The organism is Sphingopyxis sp. PAMC25046, from assembly GCF_004795895.1.
Classification (GTDB): domain Bacteria; phylum Pseudomonadota; class Alphaproteobacteria; order Sphingomonadales; family Sphingomonadaceae; genus Sphingopyxis.
The window spans coordinates 4,050,162-4,063,321 of sequence record NZ_CP039250.1; the positions used below are offsets into that span (position 1 = coordinate 4,050,162).

Annotated in this window: 16 protein-coding genes; 13 read left to right on the forward strand and 3 right to left on the reverse strand. The window is 61.9% G+C overall.

What is annotated here, in order from left to right; translation table 11 throughout:
- Nucleotides 1-8: 8 nt before the first annotated feature.
- On the forward strand, nucleotides 9-1,595 hold the full coding sequence (locus E5675_RS18970) for a recombinase family protein (protein ID WP_168707930.1): 1,587 nt from the start codon (nucleotides 9-11) through the stop codon (nucleotides 1,593-1,595).
- A gap of 474 nt (nucleotides 1,596-2,069) precedes the next feature.
- On the opposite strand, the gene E5675_RS18975 is transcribed toward E5675_RS18970, so the two are convergent.
- Entirely contained in the window at nucleotides 2,070-2,378 is a 309-nt protein-coding gene (locus E5675_RS18975; RefSeq protein WP_136175873.1) for a hypothetical protein, read from the reverse strand.
- Between the two features lie 90 nt (nucleotides 2,379-2,468).
- On the opposite strand from E5675_RS18975, the gene E5675_RS18980 reads away from it, so the two are divergent.
- From E5675_RS18980 to E5675_RS19020, 10 genes are all read left to right on the forward strand, one after another.
- Nucleotides 2,469-2,915 (forward strand): antA/AntB antirepressor family protein, encoded by a 447-nt coding sequence (locus E5675_RS18980; protein WP_136175874.1) that lies wholly within the window; start codon nucleotides 2,469-2,471, stop codon nucleotides 2,913-2,915.
- Complete coding sequence (locus tag E5675_RS18985) at nucleotides 2,852-3,436, forward strand: hypothetical protein (protein ID WP_136175875.1); 585 nt, start codon at nucleotides 2,852-2,854, stop codon at nucleotides 3,434-3,436. The genes E5675_RS18980 and E5675_RS18985 overlap by 64 nt, the downstream gene beginning before the upstream one ends.
- Nucleotides 3,437-3,671: 235 nt before the next feature.
- The gene (locus E5675_RS18990) at nucleotides 3,672-4,118 is read left to right on the forward strand and encodes a BRO family protein (protein ID WP_247594687.1); all 447 of its coding nucleotides are present in this window, start codon (nucleotides 3,672-3,674) and stop codon (nucleotides 4,116-4,118) included.
- A gap of 136 nt (nucleotides 4,119-4,254) precedes the next feature.
- A complete protein-coding gene (locus E5675_RS18995) occupies nucleotides 4,255-4,590 on the forward strand; it encodes a hypothetical protein (protein WP_136175877.1) in 336 nt (111 codons plus the stop codon).
- 335 nt (nucleotides 4,591-4,925) lie between these two features.
- Entirely contained in the window at nucleotides 4,926-5,678 is a 753-nt protein-coding gene (locus E5675_RS19000) for a hypothetical protein (RefSeq protein ID WP_136175878.1), read from the forward strand.
- A 3-nt stretch (nucleotides 5,679-5,681) separates the two neighbouring features.
- Nucleotides 5,682-5,891: a hypothetical protein gene (locus E5675_RS19005; protein ID WP_136175879.1), complete on the forward strand. Its 210-nt coding sequence runs from the start codon at nucleotides 5,682-5,684 to the stop codon at nucleotides 5,889-5,891.
- Nucleotides 5,892-5,985: 94 nt separating this feature from the next.
- The gene (locus tag E5675_RS19010; protein WP_136175880.1) at nucleotides 5,986-6,450 is read left to right on the forward strand and encodes a hypothetical protein; all 465 of its coding nucleotides are present in this window, start codon (nucleotides 5,986-5,988) and stop codon (nucleotides 6,448-6,450) included.
- 183 nt (nucleotides 6,451-6,633) lie between these two features.
- Entirely contained in the window at nucleotides 6,634-6,915 is a 282-nt protein-coding gene (locus E5675_RS19015; RefSeq protein WP_136175881.1) for a hypothetical protein, read from the forward strand.
- Nucleotides 6,916-6,973: 58 nt separating this feature from the next.
- Nucleotides 6,974-7,150, forward strand: coding sequence for a hypothetical protein (locus E5675_RS21585; RefSeq protein ID WP_168707931.1), 177 nt, complete (start codon nucleotides 6,974-6,976; stop codon nucleotides 7,148-7,150).
- Nucleotides 7,151-7,352: 202 nt separating this feature from the next.
- Nucleotides 7,353-9,701: a hypothetical protein gene (locus E5675_RS19020; RefSeq protein ID WP_168707932.1), complete on the forward strand. Its 2,349-nt coding sequence runs from the start codon at nucleotides 7,353-7,355 to the stop codon at nucleotides 9,699-9,701.
- 61 nt (nucleotides 9,702-9,762) lie between these two features.
- Here the strand turns inward: E5675_RS19020 and E5675_RS19025 are convergent, their stop codons facing one another.
- Nucleotides 9,763-9,957, reverse strand: coding sequence for a hypothetical protein (locus E5675_RS19025; protein WP_136175883.1), 195 nt, complete (start codon nucleotides 9,955-9,957; stop codon nucleotides 9,763-9,765).
- A gap of 187 nt (nucleotides 9,958-10,144) precedes the next feature.
- On the opposite strand from E5675_RS19025, the gene E5675_RS19030 reads away from it, so the two are divergent.
- Entirely contained in the window at nucleotides 10,145-10,816 is a 672-nt protein-coding gene (locus E5675_RS19030; protein ID WP_136175884.1) for a recombinase family protein, read from the forward strand.
- A gap of 86 nt (nucleotides 10,817-10,902) precedes the next feature.
- Nucleotides 10,903-12,156, forward strand: coding sequence for a DUF6161 domain-containing protein (locus E5675_RS19035; RefSeq protein WP_136175885.1), 1,254 nt, complete (start codon nucleotides 10,903-10,905; stop codon nucleotides 12,154-12,156).
- A 255-nt stretch (nucleotides 12,157-12,411) separates the two neighbouring features.
- Here the strand turns inward: E5675_RS19035 and E5675_RS19045 are convergent, their stop codons facing one another.
- The gene (locus E5675_RS19045) at nucleotides 12,412-12,726 is read right to left on the reverse strand and encodes a hypothetical protein (RefSeq protein ID WP_136175887.1); all 315 of its coding nucleotides are present in this window, start codon (nucleotides 12,724-12,726) and stop codon (nucleotides 12,412-12,414) included.
- Nucleotides 12,727-13,160: the final 434 nt, after the last annotated feature.

Below are 13,160 nucleotides of genomic sequence, written 5' to 3' on the forward strand. Positions count from 1 at the left end.
GACAACTCGTGCATTCACCTGCCCCTAGCGCCCTCACGGCGCCCCCGAAAGTCTACAGCTACACCCGCTTCAGCACGCCCGAACAGGCCCAAGGTGACAGCCATCGGCGCCAAACGGATGCGGCGCGCAAGTGGGCGGATCGAAAGGGGCTGGCACTGGACGACAAGCTGTCCCTGAGCGACCTTGGTGTATCGGCCTACCGTGGCGCGAACGTCGATGTAGACAGCGGGCTTGGCGGCTTCCTCCACGCGTGCCGCGCCGGTTTGATTGGCGACGGTTCCTATCTGCTTGTCGAAAGCCTCGACCGCATATCCCGCATGACGCCCCGGCGCGCTTCGCGGCTGGTCGATGACATTGTGGACGCGGGTGTCACCATCGTCACCCTGAACGACGGGCAGGAATACGATGCCGTCCGACTGGACAGCGACCCCATGGCCCTCATCGTCTCCCTAATGGTCTCTTGGCGCGCCCATGAGGAAAGCAAAACGAAGGGGCGGCGCGTTGCGGCGGCATGGCAGGAAAAGCGCCGTCGGGTCGCTGCGGGCGAAGCGGAGCATTACACGCGCCGTGCCCCCGCGTGGCTCGTGCGGTCCGCTGAAGGCTGGCAACTTCATCCCGAACGCGCTGAAGTCGTCCGCCGTATCTACCGGGATGCCATTGCCGGAGCGGGGGAGCATATAATTGCCGTGACCCTAAACGCCGGAGGTGTCCCCGTCATGGGTCGCGGCAAGATGTGGCACCGCTCGACCGTGTCAAAGATACTCCGCAATCCCGCTGTCATGGGAACGCTGGTCACAGGTCGTATGGACTTCAGCACCGGGAAGAAGCGGCGGACGACGGAGGAACCCGTGGCCGGTTTCTACCCTGCTGCCGTTTCGTTGGCGGACTGGGTGGCCGTCCGCGCCCTCAAAGACGGGAGCGTGGCGCGTGCGCGGGGCAAATCATCCGGCGCGCCGATCCAGAATATGCTTGCGGGCCTCGCGCGCTGTCCTGAATGCGGCGCCGCGATGACGCGCGTCTATAAGGGCGAGCGCGGCAAGGCGGGTACGCCGAAGCTGGTTTGCACCAAAGCGAAACTTGGCGCGGCACCTCATGGTTACGTTTCGGTCTCCCTAGAGGCCGTGCACGGCGCCATCGCCACTGGCTGGGCCAAGTTCGTTGACGACATTCCAGCGGGAGACCGGGGGGAAGACCTTGACCGGGATGCACACAACCTGCGGGGAGAGATAAGTGGCACGGAGGATCACCTTGCCGACCTTCTTGAACTGCTGGACCGCACCCCGTCCCGCGCGCTGTCGGCCCGCGTCCAAGCAGCGGAGGCAAGTCTGTCTGCACTGCGGGCATCTCTGGAAGTCATCGAACAATCCCGCGCGGTCGCCGACGGGGGGCTTGCCCACTCGCGCCTAGAGGGCCTTGTGGGCGCCCTTGACGTCCCCGAAGGGGAGCCGCTGGACTTCGGCAAGATCAACGCCGCGCTCCGGCTGCTCTTCTCCGGCGTCACCGTCGATTACCGGACGGGATGGCTTCGGTTCGAATGGCGACAGGGCGGGGTCACGGAACTGATTTACGCGATGGCACCTGAGCCGCCGAATTAGTCCGGGCTACCGGCCAGTGAACCATTTTCACGCCATTCGAATGGCACCAAATGCGCGATTCGAACGGCCATAACCTACTGACAAGATGCGAATGAATTTCTGTTGGCACACGTTGCTTTTTCATCGTGCCACGTGAGAGAATCCCATTAGATTTCAACAAGGAGAATGAATGTGCTTATCCCCGCAATCGCACCCCGGCTTATCTCGGACTTTGGGGTGGGAGAGATGTTTTACACGGGCCTGCAGCTTCAGATGGTGTGCGCTGGCGAGTGCGCCCCCGGCGACCCCTACGCCAGCACGGACAGCCTGCAACGGCTTGTTTCCGGCGGGGCGATGGAATGTCGCCAGACCGACACCGACCGATACGGGCGGGTCGTCGCCATATGCGAGGTCGGCGGCGTTGACCTATCGTGCCAACAGGTGCGGAGCGGGAACGCTATCCGGCGGTATGCCGCGATTAGCTGCTAGCCCGCCTCAATACCCCCGGCGGACTTCCTCCAGAAACTCGTCGGCGGCTTTGCGGTTGCCGTCTCGGATGACTTGCTGCGCGTATTCAGCATCGGAGTTCGCTGTTTCGCGCAGGCAGGAAAGATACGTCTCTCCGTCCCGCACATATTGTTCGCGTGCCCATTTATCCATTTGGTAGGGCCGATAAGGTTTGGAGCACGCGCGGCTCGGGTCGTATTTCAGGTCGTATAGGAATGTGCTGAACGACCCCTTCGCTCGTAGGAAAGAGGCAGCGTTCGCGCCGGTCACGATCAGTCCAGCCGTCGCGATTGCCATGATTACCTTTTTTGACATCCATCCCCCGCTATTATTGCTCAATGTGAAGCGGTCATGGTGCCAGCAAGTGGCTCGCCTTTACACGACTAAATGCGCCAATGTGGCGGCGACCACACCCACGAAGCCGCCGCCCTCCTGCCCCTCACCGCCGACAACAAGGTCGACGCACGGTCCCTGCACGGGTGGCTTGGGGTCGGTCGGAACTTCCCGACTTGGTTCGGACAGATCGTCAGCGACTATGGTTTCGAGGAGGGCGCAGACTTTTGCCCCGTTTCGGGCAAAACCTCCGCGAAGGGCGGAAGGCCTACGAAAGAGTACCTCCTGACCCTCGACGTCGCCAAAGAGATTGCCATGATCGGCAACACGCCGAAGGGCAAGGCGACCCGCCGCTACTTCATCGCTGCCGAGAAGGCCGCAGCCAAGATGGCGATTGCATGTCTTGCCAACACAAGTGCCGCTGATATGAAATCGGCATGGGGATATTTGACTTCTTGGGGAACCACATCCTTGCTTCCATTGTCGGGGCGTTCGGTGTGATTACCTATGGCTTAGGCATAGCGGAGCAGGCGCAAGCCATCGTTACGAGATTCAAGGCGTGGCAACTTCAGGCGCTGGGTGCGGCATTTTTTGCTGTCGCTGTTGTGATGGTTCTTGTTGATTTTGAGCAAACGCGCAGCGGAGGCGTGGCGCATAGCGCTCCCGTGCTGCCGTCGGTTGAAGGAAGCCCAAACCCCAATGTTCTGCCCGCAAATATCTCAGCGGAGTATGAGCAGTTGATGTCCGGCCCTCATACAGAACTACAAGAACAGCGATTCCTTAAAACCTATTCCGGCAAGCATTTAGAACTTACCTTGAAGCTCGTCACTATCCGGCAGGAGGGCAGTGGACTCCGGGGGCAGTTTTATGCGGGTGGTAATCCCGGCGTATTTGCGACGTTTGCTCCCGAATGGAAGGAATACCTTCTGAGCAAGAACGTCGGGGATATGATCCGCTTTCGGGCCAAAATTATCGGCGACGAAGCCAGCGGCTATGCGCTTGGAGAAGCATCGCCGATTTAGTTGCCGTCCGCTTTCGGTTTCGGTTTTGCCTTCGCGACTTGTTTAGCCGCGCTTGAAGTTGCTGAAATAGCCTTCCACGGAGATGCTGTGGATGATCCGCACGGTGATGTTCGCATACTCAGCGGTGCCACGGCCTTCGACCGCTGGGTCCGTCACGAAGTCCTCCGGCGATCCGCAAGACCGGCGGCGGCTGTCTCGGCATGCGCCTACCCCGCGTCACTCCCACAACAACCCCATGATCCTGAATCATGGAGATGGGTTCGCATGGCGCAAAAGCGAGCCTCACGTCACGCTCATCACCGAAAGCGGCCTCTACAAGCTCATCATGCGCTCGGACAAAGCCGAGGCGGTCGAGTTCCAGAACTGGGTGACCCGCGAGGTGCTGCCCGCAATCCGCCGCACCGGCGATTACGTGATGCAGGACGCGGACGTCGAAGCGGTGTTGGACCAGCAGCCCTCCAACCCAGCGCGGGCCGAGGTGGACCTCTTGGGGTCCGTCATGTCCACCATTGAGGCAATGAAGGCGCTGGTCGAGGAGAAGGACGCGGCGCTGGCCGAAAAGCTCGGAAATTCACCGCTTCGCGGGGTACCTGCAATTAATCCGGACTATCGGACAGAGAAGCCATCCGCCCCCGGTTCAGGATATTTAAGGTTACCTAAAGGGTCCGTTTGGTCTCCCTGAAGAGACCCCTCAGGACCACCTTAAGTCACCCATGGGTCAACCTCCTCCAACATTACCTCTTACATCCTTCAGGTGTGGGCGGGGTGGCATACGCCCCCGGTCCCCTGTCGGATCATTGACCTAGGACATCATCACCATGACAACCACCGACACCTTCACCATGGATTATCACGGCAAGCCGCTTCGCGTCATTATGAAGGACGGGGAGCAGTGGTTTGTCGTTTCCGACCTTTGCCGCATCCTCTCTGTCTACATGCGCGGGGACAAGCCGCGTACTGAGGAAGCGATGCGACGCCTCCGCCCCGGCACCAAGGCTCTTCACCCTGTCGAGACTTCGTGCGGGCCTCGCTGCGTCGGGATCGTCAATCACGAAGGTACAGCCGACCTCGCCTTTTGGGCGAAGCACCCCGACGCCCCTGAGCTGTTCGTCTTTAACGTCGATCAAGCTGCCCGAGAGGCGGTCGCGGCGTAAGCCTCCGCCCTCAGGCACCCCTCAACGACCAGATCGTTGTGGGTCGCCGCACATGCCGACGGTCGGCACGGGCTGGTCGCGGCGTAAGCGGCACCCCTAAACGGCCCCTGCAGACCTGCAGCGCCGTTCCCTATTCCTATCGGTCGACCTCCTCGCCGCCAGATCAGCGGCGGGTGACGGTTCCGTAGCCCCCGCCCGTGCCTCACGCCTTTTTGTCGTGGGCGCTGGAGCGCGGCGGGGGCGTCTCATTCCGGCCTGAGCCGGATAGCTTCCCATCGGGGGGCGCCCGTCCGTGGCACACGCCACACCACCACCACCAACGAAAGCCTACGACAATGAGCGACGACAACACCGGCAATCCTGCCGATACCCCATACACCGGCCCCGATCACGGCTTCGGCGACGACAACGCCCTTGCTGCCGAAATCCTCTCCTTCGATCACCTTAACGACACCAACGGCTCCGCTGCGGCATCCCGCCAAGTCCTGAGCCGGACTGAGTTCAAGCCGACGGTCTCGGCCCTCGCGCCTGAGATGCGTCAGCCGATCATCGCGCAGCTTGCCGGTCTCACCGGTGCGGCCCGTGAGGCTCGGGAAGCGGAGCTGGTCAATACCGCTATTGCCAACCTCGCGCTCGGCGCTCGCGTCCGCCAAGGCCCCGGCGTTGGCGCCAATGCCTATCAGGTCGAGATGTTCGCGCAGGCCAACCAGCTTCGCCAGCTGGACCAAGAGCAGAGCCGCATCGTGGCGCAGCTCGCCGAGTTCGACGGTTACAAGACCGGCGCGGTCGATCCGACCACGGGCGAGCCGACGGCGGAGAAGGTTTACCGCTATCAGGGTGACCGCCGCCGCGCGCTCGAAAACCGCCTGGGCGAAATCGCACGGGAAGCAGCGGACCTTGAAGGCCCTGCGGGTGACCGCCGCATGAAGGCGGCCCTCAAGAAGGCCGTGGACGACGTGAAGAAGTCGCGCGACCAGTACGCCATCATGGAGGAAGCCAAGGCCCGCGCCGTGCACAATGCGCGCGAAGCCCGTATCGACAAGCTGGCCGCTGGCTTTGGTAAGGGCCTGACCGGGAATGTGGCCTAAGCCATGACGGACCGTCACACCGCGCCCGACACGTCGGCTGGCGAAAAGGCTTGGCGCGACATCGTCGATGACATGTTCGCCGTGCATCCTCCCGCAGAACCCCTTCACGACCCCTACGGCCCCGATAGCGACGATTATGCCACCCGCACCCGCGAGCAGGTAATCGAACTTCCCGGTGGTCTCGTGCGGGTCGATTACGGCGCCGCCGTCTAACCTACTTGTCCGCCCCGTGCGGGCGCCCCCCGCCGCGTTCGTCATGGTTCCCGGCGGGGGGACTTCTTTCGAACCATGACAACCCCAAGGAACCATGACCCCCGACACCGATATTCCGGCCCGCGTTGGCCGCGAGCGGACGTGCGCCCAGTGCGCCTCCGTCTACCGCTCACAGCGCGCCTCATCCCGCTATTGCTCCAATGCCTGCCGTCTGAAGGCGGGCAGGGGCAAGGCTCCGACCGGCGGACCCCATACTGGCCTCGCTGGCTTCTCGGTCGTGAGCAAGATGCTCATGCGCCGCAGCCTCGCTGGGCAGATCGCCCTGGCGAGCAGTCGCGACCCCGGTCCAGCCGTCTACGCCCTCACGGTCCCTGCAGACTACGCATACGAAGAGATGCGGGCGCTATTCGACCGCAAGGGCTTCGGCATGTTGACCCGCGAGGAGTTCAACGGCGCCCTACGTGCCGATGGTCTCCGTGCCTATTCGACCGACGCCCCCGACACCGCTGACCGCAAACGCTGGCAGGCCCGTCAACGGACCGCAGCGGCTCGCCCCTAAGCACCCCCTTAGCGGCTCATTTTGGGCGTGACCCATCCTGCCCTACCGCAGCCGCGAACATGAGCCGCTAAGCATAGCTGAGACCCGCAGAAATGCGGGGGTGAAAAAGGCCACTTTGGCCGACCCTCCCTAGCCCCAAAGCGGCTCTACAGCTCCCCCTCAAGAAACCGAAAGGCACCCGTCATGGGCAAGCGCAGACCCGTTCCGACCCCTGAGGGTCACCAGCAGTGCCACCAGTGCCTTGCCATGAAGCCGGTCTCGGCCTTCGAGCCGTGCGACTATCGCCCTGCCGGAATCAAGGCGACATGCCGTCCGTGCCTTGTCGCCGACCGCGAAGCGGCGTCCTACGTCCAGCGGATGCAGGATGCGGCCTATTGGCGCGAGCGGGCCGACGGGCCTTCACCGATGACGGCCCCGCTATCGGCTCTTTTGGCGTCCGACATTGCGCTCGACGATCACGCCTAGGGGCTTGTGCCCCTGCACCTCGCATCGCCTTTGAGCGCGCGAAAAAGACACCGACTTGATGGCTTTTCTGATTGGATTTCTGATGACCCAATATCCCTTTGCCGCCGCCGCAATGGCGCTGGCCAGCGAACACGCCCGCGAAAGATTCGCCCACATCGCTCAGAGCAATCGCTTCGAAAGGCCCGATGGGGTCTTGCGGATCGTGGCCCACGAGCGACGGAGCCGCCGCCGATAGATTCTGCACAAAAATCCGAAGCGGGATACGCATACGGCGATTGGCGGCGTTCCCCCGTAGGCGGGCATGTCCGGACGACTATTGCCGCGCATCCCCTTCAATCCCTCCAAGTTCCCTGCCAGCCCCGTAGCTGGCCGCGAGGGTATGCCGTTCGACACGGCACCCCGCCAACCGCCCCGCCGGGGCTATGAAAGATACCAACATGGCAGACCTATCGCGGGTCACCGCCCGCACCTCCGGTCAATCGCGCGAGCGGCTGGTCGACCGCCGCACTTCCATCCTACCCGAACGCCGCGACACGCGCACCGACCGCCTGCAAGCCGCCGCAACGATGGCGACAGCACGGCGGGGCGACGGGGGCGCAGAGGCCCTTATGCGGTCTTTGGGCATGGTGACCGACGCAGCGCGGGACTTCCAGCAATACGCCAATACCAAGTTCGCCAAGGATGTGAGCGACAACGCAGCACGCGGCGCGCTCGACCAAGCGGCTGGGGCCGTGGACGAAGAAAAGGCGGGGCGCTCTTACGCTTACCGCAATGCCGTCGCCCGTGGGCGGACCATGTCCGCTTGGAATGACAATCTCCGCGAGTTCGACGAGGAGCTTCGCGCCGTTGTCGAACAGCAGGATCAATTGACGCTGGAGGAGCGGCAGGCCGACGTCCGCGACCGCGTCGAAACCTTCTTTGAAGGCTTCGCCGTCGATTCGGAAACGGGCCAGCTTCGCGACTTCCTCGCGACCCCTGAAAGTATGCGCTACCTCGCGGAGCAAATGGGGCAGACCCGACCACAGTTTGAATCGCTGGCGCTTCAGAGGATCGAAGAGCGTTTCAACGAGGAGGCCATAGGTCACTTCACGAAAAGCGTTCGCGATCAGGCCGACCGGGGGCATGTGGACTTGTCCGTGGCGCTGTCCGTCCTGCCTCCCACTGTCCGCCTAGATAAAGTCCGCGCCGCCCTTCTGGACACCGTGCCGGAGATTGCAGCGCAGCTTGAGGAGACCGGCAGGGCGCTGGACGGTGTGCAGCTGTTCGATAGCCTGTTGGCTGGCGGCATTGATGTCGACGGGACGGCGGGCGAGACACTCGACGCAACGACGCTAGCGGCCGTTCGTGGTCCTGCGGCGGTCGACGTGCCGCCTTCGACAACGCGCGGCGCACCTGACACCACACCCGCCCCCGCATTCTCTCCCGCAGCCTTCAAGGCCGCCGTTCGTGGCCCCGAAAGTGGCGGCGACGACAGCGCGACCAACAGCATGGGGTCGAGCGCGAGCGGACGTTATCAGTTCGTGGAAGGCACGTTCAAGCGGCTCTATAAGCGCGTCTATGGCGCGACGAGTGGGCAGGCCCGCGAAGCGTGGGCAAGCAAGCGGTTTGACGTCGCCGTGCAGGAAAAGCTCATGGACGCGCTCATCGCCGACAACCAGAAGGCGCTTACCGCTATCGGCAAGCCGATCAGCACTGCGAACATGTACATCATGCACGTATTGGGCGCCGGAGACGGCCCCCGGTTCCTTCAGGCCGACCCTAACACCCCCGTTGACCAGCTTCTCAGCGCGACCATCGTACGGCAGAATCCGACCTACTTCGGTGGCGGCAAGACCGTAGCGCAATCGTCGACGCGCATTGCATCGGCCATCGGCGCTGGCAGCGGCGAGGATGTCGGCGGTTCGGTCATCGCACCCGATCCGACCTACGCCTCCCCTTCGGAGAAGCTGTCGCCCATCGAACTCTACATACGCGGCCCTAAGCCCGCCTTCGGCGCCCCGGTCATGACCGGCGGTCTTGCCCTGACACCATCGGAACGGCGCCAGCTCCTTCAGGTGCGCGAAGCCTATATCGCCAAGGCGACGGCCCAGTGGCACCGCGACGAGAAAGCGCGCACCGACCGCAATGCAACGTCGCTCATGATGGGCATATTCGATCAGGGGCCAATCGTCACAGCTGAGCGCATCACCAGCATGGCGGAGGACGGTGACATAGGCGAGGATGACGCAGTGCGCCTCTATGGTATGCTTCAATCGAAGACCGACCGCGCGGCCTCTTATGCAGACCGAGCGGAAGCCAAGCGCGACCGCGCGGCGCAGGAAGCCGAAGACGACGAGGTTGACGCGATCACCGCACACCTGCTGCGGGACGCCATCACCGGCAAGAAGTCGCCGGAGGAAGTCCGCACGGACATGCTCAGGACGCTGAAGGGCATCGGCCCCTCAGTGGCCGCTAGGGTCATCTCAGGTGTTGGCGGGACGCTGAACGGGCTGGAGAACGTCCAGCAGGGGACGGCGCCTTTCCGTGACGGTGTCGAGATGCTCGACAGGACCGACCGCCATACGATTATCCGGAACGCGCTGCGTATTCCCGGCATCCCTGCAGCCAAGCGCGACCTAGTCGAGAAGCTGGCGGGCAATCGTGTCGATCAGGCGATAATGCGGTATCAGCGCGACGTGACCAACGGCAAAGACTCCGCAGCGGCAATGGCTGCGGCCCGTAGCTGGGCAGTGCAGGGGATTGCGCTGGATGCTGCAAGGGTGTCGGGCGCCAATGCTCGGCGCTAGCCAGCGAGAATGAAGGAAGCCCCTAGGTGTCCCTGAGGGGTGCCGGGGGCTTCCTCATTCCCTACGCTACCTTGCGCGCCCCGCGTGGGCGGCGGAGTAGCTTCTTCACGCGGCGGCGGATCGCCCGTGCCTTTGCGGGCAGCTTTGTGTCCCGCTCGGCCCTTTCGGGTGCCGCATAGTCCCCCAGCAGTGCCGATATTCGCGTGCGGATCGTCAGCACGTTCTCATATTCGGCAGCCATCTTGTCGTCTGTCATGTAGCCTCCTGTTGTTGAGGCCCGACCATCTACACACAAGCGCGGCGAGGTGTTTCCGTTAACCGGAGCATCTCGGCGATTTGAGTCCAGACGAGTCCTTTCGGCGACGAGTTGAGAGAAGCAGCCTATTCCATAACCATACAAAACCGCCTAACGAGCGTTACGTGGAGTTGTAAGGAGTGATCGAATGTGCCGCGTCGTGGCCTACTACCGTGTTTCGACCGACCAGCAGGGCCGCTCCGGCCTTGGACTGGAGGCGCAGCGCCATGCCGTTCACGCTCTATGCGACGGTAGGGGGTGGCAAGTGGTCACGGAATACACGGAGGTTGAGAGCGCCAAGCGAAACAACCGCCCCCAGCTTCAGGCCGCGCTCGACGATGCCCGCCGCACTGGCGCTAAGCTCGTCGTGGCGAAGCTCGACCGCCTGAGCCGCAATGCTGAGTTCACCCTGAGCCTTCGCAACAGCGGCGTGGACTTCGTCTGTGCCGACAACCCCGACGTCAACCGGCTGACCATCGGACTCCTCGCCGTCATCAATGAGGACGAGCGGGAAAGGATCGCGGATCGCACCCGCGCTGCCCTTCAGGCGGCAAAGGCCCGTGGGGTGAAGCTAGGCAACCCGAACGGCGCCGCAGCGCTCCGCAGGGCAAGCAAAGGGAACGGCGCAGCGGTTGAGGCTGTAAAGGAAAATGCTGAGCAGTTCGCAGCGGACCTTGCGGGGACCGTTGAGGAAATAAGAGCGTGCGGCAAGACGTCGCTCCCGGCCATCGCAGCGGAGCTGAATGCCCGACATATTCAGACTCGCCGGGGTGGGCATTGGCACCCCTCCAGTGTCCGCAACCTGCTCGCGCGCCTGTAGGTTCTCGTCTTTCCTCTCTTGGCCCTGCTTTTTTCAGTTCAAGCCCGAACGTAGCATATGATAAGCGGCGCAAAGGGGGAGGGCTTATGTCGGAGAATAAGAACAGTGCGCTATTCGAGATTCACATCGGTGATCAGGTATTCCGGGCAACCAAGCTTTCTCAATTCGTAGACTGGACGGTCCGCGAACGAGACAAGTGGCAATGGCTCGCGCAAGCTTCACTCGAATACTTCCCGGAGAATGTCCGTGACTCTGTGCTCCCGCAATACGACTCGTTGGTTGAGTATGCCAAGATGGTCGCAGATCAGGGGCACGAAGCCTACGACCCGCAAGGTGCGGTAGACGGACATTACGCGGGCAAACCCCCGTCCCTGATTCACTCCACAAGCGAAGTCGGGAGGGCGATCATGTCAATCCGCGAGGCTTTTGGCTTGGACTTCGCCGCCCTAGCGTACGGGATCAGCGTGAACCAAATAGGCATACAGTGGTGGAATCCCACACACGCGCGCGCGGTATTCCTCATGTCGAATCCAAGCATGATCGATCGCACCGCTGTACGGTCCGCATCACGCGCCGACTACGCACGATGGCAGAACGAGGCTACCGCCCTTCTGACTAAGCATGACACTCTCCTCGCGGACAAAGAACAGATGGTCGCAGAACTGTCTAGGGAAGCAGACGAACTTGCAGTCCGTACATATTGGCGCACTGCGCGCCGGAGCGTTCAGCTCAGGAAATCCCTTCGTCGAGAAGGCGATGACACAATCGCCGACATCAACAACGTGAAAAAGGCCTACGTCGAGGATATGAAGCTTAAGGCCTCGGTGCAGTACTGGAACGAGAAGAAGGGCAGCCACGCCAACAATCGCCAAGATGCGTTCATCAACCTCCGAAACTTTGGCATCGCAGGGGGCCTCATAGGCTTGGTGGTATTCTGGTTCGCAATCACCTTCATGCTCGAAGCGTCCGGCGTGAATGTTCTAGATTGGATGGTGATCGATCCACCAAAGGGCCGCTCAATCGCCCTGTCGACCTATGTGGTCGTTACAGGTGCCCTAGGCACGGTTCTGACGGTGATATTCTGGACCGCGCGAGTGCTGTTGCGCCACTACCTCACTGAACGCAGACTGGAAGGCGATGCGGATGAGCGCCGCGTCATGACGCAGACATACCTCGCACTGATAAGCGAGGGCGCGGCGGAAGAAGAGGATCGACTGGTTATCCTCAATGCTCTCTTTCGGCCTTCGCCGGATCAACCAAGTGGTTCGGACGATACAAGCGGCGATATTGCGCTGCCCGCTCTGCTAGCAAAGCTCATGGATCAGAGGACAGTCAGATAGCAGGGGTGAGGACGGGCGGACCTCAGTCCGAGAGCCTAAGCTGAGAACAGGTGAAGCGGGGTCAGTCCGTCCTTACTCTTGATCATGATTTCTCGACCCGCCTCAGTTTCGGCGATCATGGCCTCGTACAGGCGCAGCGCATTCCTCATGACCTCAGCGTACGAAGCGGCCTCGGTAACATCCTGCAGTCGCTGCAGCCTCTCAAGAGAGCGCGGCGGCAAATCCATTTGGACGCGTTTGACGACAACAGTGGTATTACGAGTTCGAGCCATTTGACGGCAGCAGTCCCTTCCGCTGAAGAACGGGGTACAAAGCAAGCCCCATCGGGCCAGCAACAATGTTCCACACCGTGCCCAGCTCGTCGAAGCTATTGTCGAGCAACCCGACGACCGACGACACTGCCAGAGCAACAAGCCCCGCAGCGATCACAGCATAGACGAGCCGCTCGCGATGACGCGCGCCACGCACCCGCTCGGAAAGATCAGCAAGCTGCGCGACCTCCCCGACATCTTCAATATCGACACCATCGACGCGGAAATCCTCGCCGAGGGTCACCTTAAACTTCGCCATCACCGCAGCCCCTTCAGGACGCGGATCACGGCTCAAGTGAGCCAACGCTTACTCATTAGCTGCCCCAATATTCACCCAAGACGTGATCCAAATGATCAAACAACGCACTTGACTTGGTGAGTAAGCGCCGTCTTGGAGCAGCCATTACTGACCCATCAGGATCAGTATACGGCCACTAGGAAATCAAACATTCCTAGCAGCCGGTGCCTCGGTCAGAGGCGAATATCTGTTTGCTGGCCATAAGCTTCTCCTTTCGCTCACAGGAATAAGCGGGAGCACTCTGCAGTGAGCATATGCAGAGCCCGCTCTCGTGCATCCAAACGCGGCACGAGTTTCGCGATTGCGCTCCCGTCAGCGGGGCGCGCAATCCCTATTCTATGGCAAGTCGCCTCAAGTCACAAGGAAATCATGAGGATTTTTTCCTCATCAAAATC

What these genes read in the sequence shown, in the direction of transcription:
- E5675_RS18975 (WP_136175873.1), bottom strand. Translation starts at nt 2,378, where the DNA reads ATGGCAATCGCGACGGCTGGACTGATCGTGACCGGCGCGAACGCTGCC.
- E5675_RS18980 (WP_136175874.1), top strand. Translation starts at nt 2,469, where the DNA reads ATGCGCCAATGTGGCGGCGACCACACCCACGAAGCCGCCGCCCTCCTG.
- E5675_RS18985 (WP_136175875.1), top strand. Translation starts at nt 2,852, where the DNA reads ATGGGGATATTTGACTTCTTGGGGAACCACATCCTTGCTTCCATTGTC.
- E5675_RS18990 (WP_247594687.1), top strand. Translation starts at nt 3,672, where the DNA reads ATGATCCTGAATCATGGAGATGGGTTCGCATGGCGCAAAAGCGAGCCT.
- E5675_RS18995 (WP_136175877.1), top strand. Translation starts at nt 4,255, where the DNA reads ATGACAACCACCGACACCTTCACCATGGATTATCACGGCAAGCCGCTT.
- E5675_RS19000 (WP_136175878.1), top strand. Translation starts at nt 4,926, where the DNA reads ATGAGCGACGACAACACCGGCAATCCTGCCGATACCCCATACACCGGC.
- E5675_RS19005 (WP_136175879.1), top strand. Translation starts at nt 5,682, where the DNA reads ATGACGGACCGTCACACCGCGCCCGACACGTCGGCTGGCGAAAAGGCT.
- E5675_RS19010 (WP_136175880.1), top strand. Translation starts at nt 5,986, where the DNA reads ATGACCCCCGACACCGATATTCCGGCCCGCGTTGGCCGCGAGCGGACG.
- E5675_RS19015 (WP_136175881.1), top strand. Translation starts at nt 6,634, where the DNA reads ATGGGCAAGCGCAGACCCGTTCCGACCCCTGAGGGTCACCAGCAGTGC.
- E5675_RS21585 (WP_168707931.1), top strand. Translation starts at nt 6,974, where the DNA reads ATGGCTTTTCTGATTGGATTTCTGATGACCCAATATCCCTTTGCCGCC.
- E5675_RS19020 (WP_168707932.1), top strand. Translation starts at nt 7,353, where the DNA reads ATGGCAGACCTATCGCGGGTCACCGCCCGCACCTCCGGTCAATCGCGC.
- E5675_RS19025 (WP_136175883.1), bottom strand. Translation starts at nt 9,957, where the DNA reads ATGACAGACGACAAGATGGCTGCCGAATATGAGAACGTGCTGACGATC.
- E5675_RS19030 (WP_136175884.1), top strand. Translation starts at nt 10,145, where the DNA reads ATGTGCCGCGTCGTGGCCTACTACCGTGTTTCGACCGACCAGCAGGGC.
- E5675_RS19035 (WP_136175885.1), top strand. Translation starts at nt 10,903, where the DNA reads ATGTCGGAGAATAAGAACAGTGCGCTATTCGAGATTCACATCGGTGAT.
- E5675_RS19045 (WP_136175887.1), bottom strand. Translation starts at nt 12,726, where the DNA reads ATGGCGAAGTTTAAGGTGACCCTCGGCGAGGATTTCCGCGTCGATGGT.